The organism is Parabacteroides sp. AM58-2XD (assembly GCF_003463685.1).
GTDB lineage: Bacteria > Bacteroidota > Bacteroidia > Bacteroidales > Tannerellaceae > Parabacteroides > Parabacteroides segnis.
On the sequence record NZ_QSDP01000007.1, the window covers coordinates 81772 to 90412 of the forward strand.

At 40.4% G+C, this 8641-nt stretch carries 3 protein-coding genes; all 3 read right to left on the minus strand.

The window, feature by feature from the left end; all coding sequences use genetic code 11:
* Nucleotides 1-85 precede the first annotated feature (85 nt).
* Nucleotides 86-2821 (minus strand): glycoside hydrolase family 38 C-terminal domain-containing protein, encoded by a 2736-nt coding sequence (locus DXA15_RS03065; RefSeq protein WP_128133088.1) that lies wholly within the window; start codon nt 2819-2821, stop codon nt 86-88.
* A gap of 321 nt (nt 2822-3142) precedes the next feature.
* Nucleotides 3143-4936 carry a RagB/SusD family nutrient uptake outer membrane protein gene (locus DXA15_RS03070; protein WP_128133089.1) on the minus strand — a complete coding sequence of 598 codons (1794 nt, stop codon included), beginning with the start codon at nt 4934-4936 and terminating at the stop codon, nt 3143-3145.
* A gap of 20 nt (nt 4937-4956) precedes the next feature.
* Complete coding sequence (locus tag DXA15_RS03075; protein ID WP_233566757.1) at nt 4957-8103, minus strand: TonB-dependent receptor; 3147 nt, start codon at nt 8101-8103, stop codon at nt 4957-4959.
* Between the last annotated feature and the right edge of the window lie 538 nt (nt 8104-8641).

The following is an 8641-nucleotide window of genomic DNA, read 5'->3' on the forward strand; positions in this document are numbered from 1 at the left end:
CAAATAACTGCTAAATCAGTGGATTATTATTGCTTACTGATGTCACACTTGAAAATATCCCATTTCTCCCGATACGGTAGTTTAATTAATAGATCAAATAACTGGCAGGTTCAAACTTGCCCAATTCTATTTTAAATACACCATTTTGTATCTTGACTGGATTTCCATTGGGAACGCCTCTCAAATTCACAGGTTGTGCCACTCCATCTCTCTTTACCGGCAAAGAGATTTCACAGAGACCACTTTCACCGCTTTGTTCCCATACACGCAATAATTTGCCGCCACCGTCAGGATTATTGCCATAAGCCGTTAACAGTACTCCTTTACGGGATATTTTCACGCCTTCGTTCATTACCGGCAATTTACCGGCAGGACAGGTGGCGATTCCGACCTGCAAAGGCAGACGGGTTTCCCATGCGGGAGTTATTAAACCGGACTCATCATCTGCATTCTTCGGGTTCACCCATAAACGGACTTCCGAAGTCAGGTTGCCATTCCAAAAAGAAGCAAAGTTTGTATTCCAACGATTATTAAACAAGTTGAAGTACACATGCGACCGGGGATTTTCATAAGTATCGGCATAATGCATAAAATCCAAATCGCCCAAAACAAATGCAGGTGCATCTATCGGGCAAACACCAACGGAATACTCCTTATCTTTTATCATTATTCCCGAATTGGACCAGATATAATTAAACTGGCTGCCTTCTATCAAATCTTTGGCCGGATCGATAACCGAACCGATACGTCCAACCCGATATTCCGGAGATTTTGTTTTAAACGGCAATGCAATCCATCCAGCTTCAGGTTCTTCCGTTGCCGGCTTATTGATTACGGAAAGTTTCACATCTATACAAGGCATATTCTCGTAAAGCGTCACGGTCAGGCCAGCCGTATGTTTTTCTTCTCCGACTGATGCAGAAGGAGTTAACACACCACGGATGGATGACTTATGGTTCTCCACATGAAATTCCATATTCCAGGGAGATTCATGTATGCCTTTTGTCCGTTCATCCAAATAGGTACTTTTACCTGTTATCTGATAATGAGAATTTTTGTATTTGTCATATATATATTCTTTCAGATAGCGGTATGATTGCTCTTTGTCGTATCTTTCATACACATAAGAGCCAAAACCATTTTCAGACTGGTCATCCACTAATTCCCGCTTGTTTGTTTTATCCCAGATACTCCTGATGCATCCTTTCTTTTTGTCAAATGAGACTTTGTACCATTTGTTCTCTATATAATTAGCCTGTTCTTCACCTTTTAATGAGTTTTCGACTTGGGCAGGTGACTCATCTGTCAGGATATATGTCTTATAGCCATTTGCCGGTATACCTTCGGCGAAGAAAGTACCCAGGCGTTTTGAATCGGCACCATACACTTTCAGGTCATAGATACGACCGGTCCCCACTTCTTTCACATAAGCCTCTTTGATAGAACCTTGTGACGGTAATACAAAATTCACCATCCCTCCACGTTCCCATGGAAGCGGATTGTATACAACGAAACGGAAACCTTCCCTGGCAACATTTTCAGCCAACGTAGCAAGTTCATTCTCCAGTTCCGGCCGCAAAGCCTGCTCAGCATCTTCAATATACCCGATATGTTCTTTCCATGACTCTTTCATCCGGGCATACGCAGGGTCCAAACCGGTAACATACATCTTATACCAGTCTTTGCCGGTTAAGCCGGGAACAAAATGCTGGTTGGCAAGTCCCCAGGTATGTTCGCCGTACATCAGGCTTTTATCATATATATAAGCCAAGTCTTCATCAATTTCGTAAGGCATGATTCCCCATTCCTTTTCCTGTGTATGCAAAGTTTCCAGCAAAGGCATCAGGGGACGTACTCTTCTTGCAGTCCGGGTTGCCTGCGGATTAGACATTACGCCATGTACCCAACTATCGGACATATCTCCACGTACCACCGGCAACTCGGGATTCTCAGCAAAAACAGCCTCTGCAAAATCAGACATTTTACCGATGCGTATTTTAGCATTGGGATATTTCTCTTTTATATGGGTAATTACCTTTTCCACCTCTTCTGCCGTTGGAGGTCCGGCATTATCGCCGGCATGCACGAATGTAAGCCATGATTTCAGCTTCCATCCTTCAGGAGGGAACATTCCTCCGCCATATCCTTCCGAAAACATGGTCAACACCCTTGAACCGTCTGGACCTTCCCACCAAAACAAAGTCGGAACCTTCACCACACGGTTGGTCGGATTGGAACCGAAATGAAAGAACTTGATTCCGGCATGGTGTAAAATGGTCGGTAAAACCCAGGTATGCCCCGGAACATCCGTCATTTTCCCGTCGGTCGGAAGTGGTAAACCGTATGTACGAGCCAACGAAGAAGAATAGCCCAGACCACGCACAAGATCTTCGAGTTCAAGCGTTCCCGTATGTGTTGTATAAGGAAGTGCATGCGTCACCAGGTTTCCGTTTTTTAAAGCACGTTCTATCCGCAACCTACGCTCCGGAGTCTGCCGATCCCAAAGCATTTGTTCCAAAGGCCATCCGGGAACGGTCCACGCAAACTGCATATCTTTCATTTTATCCGCATTTTTATCCATCACATCCATGGCTTTATCGATCATGGAAGTACGGTATTCATGCACAACATCACGTGCCAATGCCGAATAACCGATATCAAAATGACTTTTGAATACCAGATAAAACGTCATCTCTCGATTCGAGATTTGAGAGACATCGTCGTTCTTATGTTTTTCGTAATTGTCGGCTTGTGCATACAGCTGACCGGAAGGTAGAAAAAGCAGGCTTAAGAAAGCCACAGACAATTTTAATATTTTCATTGTATTAGTCGTTAATATTTAAACTTTGAAAAAGCATCAGTATGAGGTAACCGTTTCCTGTCGATCGGACAAAAGTAAAGACAACAAAAACTTCATCCAATAGCCAAAAGATGCTTATTCAGTGGATTATTATTGCTTTTATGCTATAAGAATGTATAAAAAGGAACTGTGTCAAAATCCTGTTTTGTCATGGCAGACTTGATCCGCCACCTCATCCTAAACATTGATTATCAGCCCAGGATGCGATCCCGGATCAAGTCCGGGATGACAGGATAGTGAATTTTGACACAGCCTTAAGATAAAAAGGTCAATCCCAACAAATTATTTTAACGGATCAAAAGGTCCTCCCCATTCATTGTTCTGTTCAATGTTTACATTACGGTCAATTGTTTCCTTGGCAACCGAATGGAACCAATGGGATAAATCCATGTTGAACGCATATTGTTTATCCTGATCCACACATTCGACATATTCAAAGCGGAACATTTTACGAACTTCCGGATCAAACATATCTTTCGTCCAGTCAAAATCTGCAATTTGGTTCTTATCTTTGATGACAGCATATAAGCTTGAACGATATTTCATCTTATTCAAAATATCATAACGTTTCCAACGACGCAAATCTGCATCACGTTTACCTTCATAGGCAAATTCAATCAAACGTTCCGTGATATATGCTTCACGAATATCACTTTGTGAAGTAGCTGTAATACCATATTTGCCATCTTTATTCTCAATGCCGGCACGTTTACGAATGTCATACAATACCTGCAAAGCTTCACCACTTTTACCTAATTCGTTAGCACATTCACCATAATTCATCAAGACTTCAGCAAAACGGATTTCGATCCAGTCGACATCCGCATCATATACTGTTCCGGAAGTCAAATCTTTATCCAACCCCTTCCTCTGGAAATAACCAGAAGAATTACCACCAATAGTTACACCCATTTCATCTTCTGCAGTCGAAGCATATCTTTCACCGGTAGGAGAAGACGGATCTTCCACTTTTTTCCAAGTATTCCAATATTTCATCTCGCCAGGCAACTTGTCACTACAAGGATATTCTGTTCCCGGACAAAATATAGTGGCATGAAAACGCGGATCACGATTAGTATAAAAGTCTGTCATAAATTGCTCGTTATAAGCATCATCCGTAGCCAATCTATTCACATCCAGTTCTAACTTTGTACCATCAGCTTTCGGAAATGCCAACAAAAGTGACAGAATTGCTTGATTATCATTGGCACCATCTTTGGTCAGCGGCTGAGGACGAATGCCCTTTTGATCAAATTTATTATCCGGATAGATAAATTGGGTTACCATTACCACTTCACTATTATTCTTACCTTCATCATACCAGATATCTTCAAACTTACCTTGGTATAATCCCTTGCCTACACTCTGGAGAAAATCAACCGCATCCTTATTGGCTTTGTAAGCAGCTTCCCAGCGGGACTGGTCATTATCCGGGTTAAACAAAGGGCTGGCATATTGTAACAGAATACGTCCCTTAAGTGCCATAGCAGCACCTTTATCGATACGTCCGTAATCAGCACCTTCCCATTTATCAGGCAAAGATTCAATCGCTTCATCCAAGTCTTTTAGAATTTGTTCCACACACTCGGTTGTCGTATTACGTGATACAAACAAAGAAGGAAGATCCGTCACATTTTGGAATTTTAAAATCAAAGGAACACCGCCTGTAGCAAAGACTTTTCCCCAGTAATCACGCGCTCTCCAGAAGAGAGCCTGCCCTTTCATCTGCTTCCTTTCTGCTTCTGTCAAGACTGTTACAATCTCCATCTGATCCAGGAAAAAGTTGATACGGTCAATATTGCCATAATCCCATTTCGTTGCGTAATTATCAATGGTTATGATTCCCCTCGCAACCTCACCCATAGAAGCAGGGCCATTCATACCTTCATCCGTATTGTTGGCAGAAACCGGCCAACCAGGCATTGTTCTGCCATAAATATCCGACAAGAAAGAATTGATCATTGCTTTATCTTGCCAAACATTGTCTGGATTTATCACACCTGTATTTTCATAATCCAAGCTACAACTGCATAAAGCAGCAAGGAATAAACTGTAAATAATATTTCTAGTTTTCATGCTTTACATTGCTTAAATAGTTAAAATTTCACATCAACACCAAAGTTCCATGAACGCGAAACCGGAAAAGCATTACCATTTCCAATTTCCGGATCATAATAATTCTTATTAAAGTTGCTCAATACAAATAAATTTGTTCCTGTCACAAAGAAGCGCACGTTATCAAATACTTTATTATAGAATTGTCCCTTCGGCAGATCATAACTTACCGTTAAATATTTCAGACGCATAAAACTGGCATCTTTCAACCAAAACTCACAATCTGTTTCATACGTTTTCGAATTGTTAGCACTTACTCGTTTAGGCAAAGTCGCATTCGGCGTTTCCGGTGTCCAACTATCATAATACCATTGGTTCCACATACGGTTCCATTCTACACCTCCTGCCAAATCTTTCATCCACTTCTTTTCTCCCAGTTTACCGGAAAACATCATATCCAAACTCAAACCTTTCCAACTGCCGCCCAAATTCAGACCGTACACAACCGGGAAGTTTTTAGAACGGAGCATAACTCTGTCCCAATCATTGATAATACCGTCAGGCTCACCGTCCGGACCGTTCAGATCTTTAAAGACCATCATACCCAGAGCCGGAGACAAACCATTGTGTTTATAATTCGGATGTTCTCTATTAAATGCATCCAATTCTTCCTGAGTACGAATGATTTTGTCGAACTCCCATCCTTTTATATAACTGGAAGATTTGCCTTGGGCTACATCAATCCATTGCGCATTCTCTGCAAAGTCTTTTTTCGTGATCTCATTCCAACCATACGACATAGTCAAATTTCCGAAATAAGAAAAATCACCGCTTTGACCATTATAGCCTAATTGGAGATCAAAACCTTGTGCTTTCATTTCTCCGTAATTTTCAGCCGGCATACTCAAACTGAATGTATTAGGCAAAGATACCACACGAGTATCCAAAATATCATACGTGTTACGATACCAATAGTCTGCAGACAATCTCCAATGATTCAAAAAGTTCATATCTACACCTATATTGTAGTTCATTGATTTTTCCCAAGTGATATTCGGGTTCACTACACTACCGTAAGTAATACCTACGGAACGAGCAACCGTTTCTCCGAAATAGGCATTTTTACCATCCGCTTTATAAGATTCCTGCCATTGCCACCCACCGACAGAGTCATCACCGGTCAAACCGACAGAAGCACGCAGTTTCAAAAATTGAACAGCCGATTTGTTGAAGAAGTTTTCCTCAGAAATAACCCATCCTAATGAACCTGCCGGGAAGAGCCCCCATCGCTGGTTCGGAGCAAAGTTCATAGAACCATCTTCACGGAAAGAAAAACTTGCCAAGTATTTATCTGCATACGAATAACTAAACTGACCAATATAAGACATACGACCACTAACCCAGTCGGTTGCCCCATTACCCCACGTATCGGCACGGGCACTACTAGCTGCCCAGAACTGGTCTGTTAAGTAAACAGGAAAAGTTTCACGTCCACCGGTTACATCAGAACCTTTTCCTTCATACCACTCCGTCACAAATGTACCGGCAACACGATGAACATTATTGAACACATTCTCATAACTCAATTGAAAATTCAATTGTTTATCATCGCTCCAGCCAGATTTGCGTTCAATATAATCTTTGCCAACCCAGTTTACACGCCTTAAACTGATAATGTCTTCATCTTTTGTAGAAAAGATACGATTATTCGTACCACTCTTCTTCATCTGAGCAACATCATAGTTCGTATAAAATTTCTTATTAACTTCATTGTTCCAACTTCTGCTATAAGAAAGTTTTGCACTCAGCCCTTTCAGGAACGGAGCTTTATAAGTAGCACTGAATATAGCTTGCGGTTTCAACATTGTTGTTTTATTATAACCACCTTTACCATCTACAGCCGCCCCCATATTAGCAATCCAACCATAATCTATGTATTGTCCGCCATCCGTATAAACCGGCTGATCCGGCTGCCAGACTCTTAGTTTACCGAAATTGGCACCAGCATCTTCAAAAACGGCATTTCCTGTAAAGTTGTTATAAAGAGCGATACCGGCAAAAACTTCCAGATCTTTAGTTATGTCGGCCGTCACATTTATACGGATATTATACTTATCATAAGTCAACGGTTGCAAAAAACCTTCCTGTTTCACATAAGAAGCTGCACCAAAATAACGAACTTTATCACTACCACCGTTCACACTCAAATTATGTGTCTGTGTAGTTGGATTTCGCCATACGGTTTCCAATTGGTCATACCCCCAGCCTCCATTAATATTATTCCGGAAATAATCAAGTTCATCTTGTCCCCAAGCCCAACCGGCGGGGTCGGCAGAACCATTGATACGACTATATAATTCACCGGCTTCTACCGCACTTGTCAAATCAGAATTCTTTGTACGAGTATCCACACTGAATCCATACGAATAATTAAATGTAGGTTTTCCCCTGTTTCCCTTTTTGGTCGTAACAATTATAACACCACCTGCGGAACGGGAACCATAAATAGCTGCAGATGCAGCATCCTTTAATACTGAAATATCCTCAATTTCATTCGGACTCAAATTATTAAAATCCCCTGAACCACGAACAACTCCATCAATAACATAAGTTACAGGCTGTGGATTTTTATTCGAATCTCTGTACCAAGAAGAACCGGTACGGATACTGATACTTGGAGCTGCACCGGGAAGAGCACTTGGCGTACTCACATTCACTCCAGCCAATTTACCTACCAAAATATTACCAGCAGAAGTTGTAGGCAATGCTTTCACTGTTTCATCTACCTTCATACTTGATACGGCACCTGTCACCAAACCTTTCTTCTGTGTCATATAGCCGACTACCACCACTTCATCCAGCAATTCCGAATCATTTGCCAACCGGATATCGATTTTATCCTTTCCTTTCACTGCTATCTCCTGGTTTTTAAAACCGACAAAAGAGACAACTAAGGTTGCATTATCAGAAACATTCAAGGAGAATTTGCCATTTACATCAGTGATAGTACCATTAGATTTTTCTCCTTTTTCAAATACATTAGCTCCGACAACAGGTTCTCCGTCTAAATCCAAGACAACTCCTGTTACGAGACGTTTTTGAGAGACCATAGTATTTTGTCCCATATTTTCCGGCTGATAACCAGAGCTTTCATTATTCGTATCGGCAAAGATTAACGAAGGGAACATCAGGTTAAACAAAAAACATATACTAAAAACTTTAAATGTGGTAAAAAAACTTCTCAAACAGTAAATGAACATATCTACTGTTCTTCTTTTCTCTTTATTTTTCATACTTTTGTAAAGAATTTATTAGTTAATAACTAATTGATTTTAATTCAAATACGAATCGGAGAAAATTAGGCCTTTCTCCGGTTCTTTTTTTAGTAGGTCAATTCTCCATACGCATTCTGTTTTTATAAGGTTATACATAATTCTATTTCACACTATATTTATATTTCTAATGTATTCTTGCGATATATGGATTATGCATGCTTTTATAACCATAATCCACATTAAGCATTATCAAAAAACCTTAGTCCTGTAAGAACTATGGTAAAAACGCATAGAATACCAACTGTCTGACAAGACATTAGCAACACAAGCTTAGAATAAAATTTTTAGAGAAAAAACTGGAGAGTATAATTATTAATGCTTTGGTTTAATTAAAAATACTTAGTTCTTACAACTTAAAATAAAATCAACAAAACTCTATTTTCAAACACAA

Excerpts from the sequence above, each read along its gene's own strand:
- DXA15_RS03065 (WP_128133088.1), bottom strand. The coding sequence starts at position 2,821 with ATGAAAATATTAAAATTGTCTGTGGCTTTCTTAAGCCTGCTTTTTCTA.
- DXA15_RS03070 (WP_128133089.1), bottom strand. The coding sequence starts at position 4,936 with ATGAAAACTAGAAATATTATTTACAGTTTATTCCTTGCTGCTTTATGC.
- DXA15_RS03075 (WP_233566757.1), bottom strand. The coding sequence starts at position 8,103 with ATGTTCCCTTCGTTAATCTTTGCCGATACGAATAATGAAAGCTCTGGT.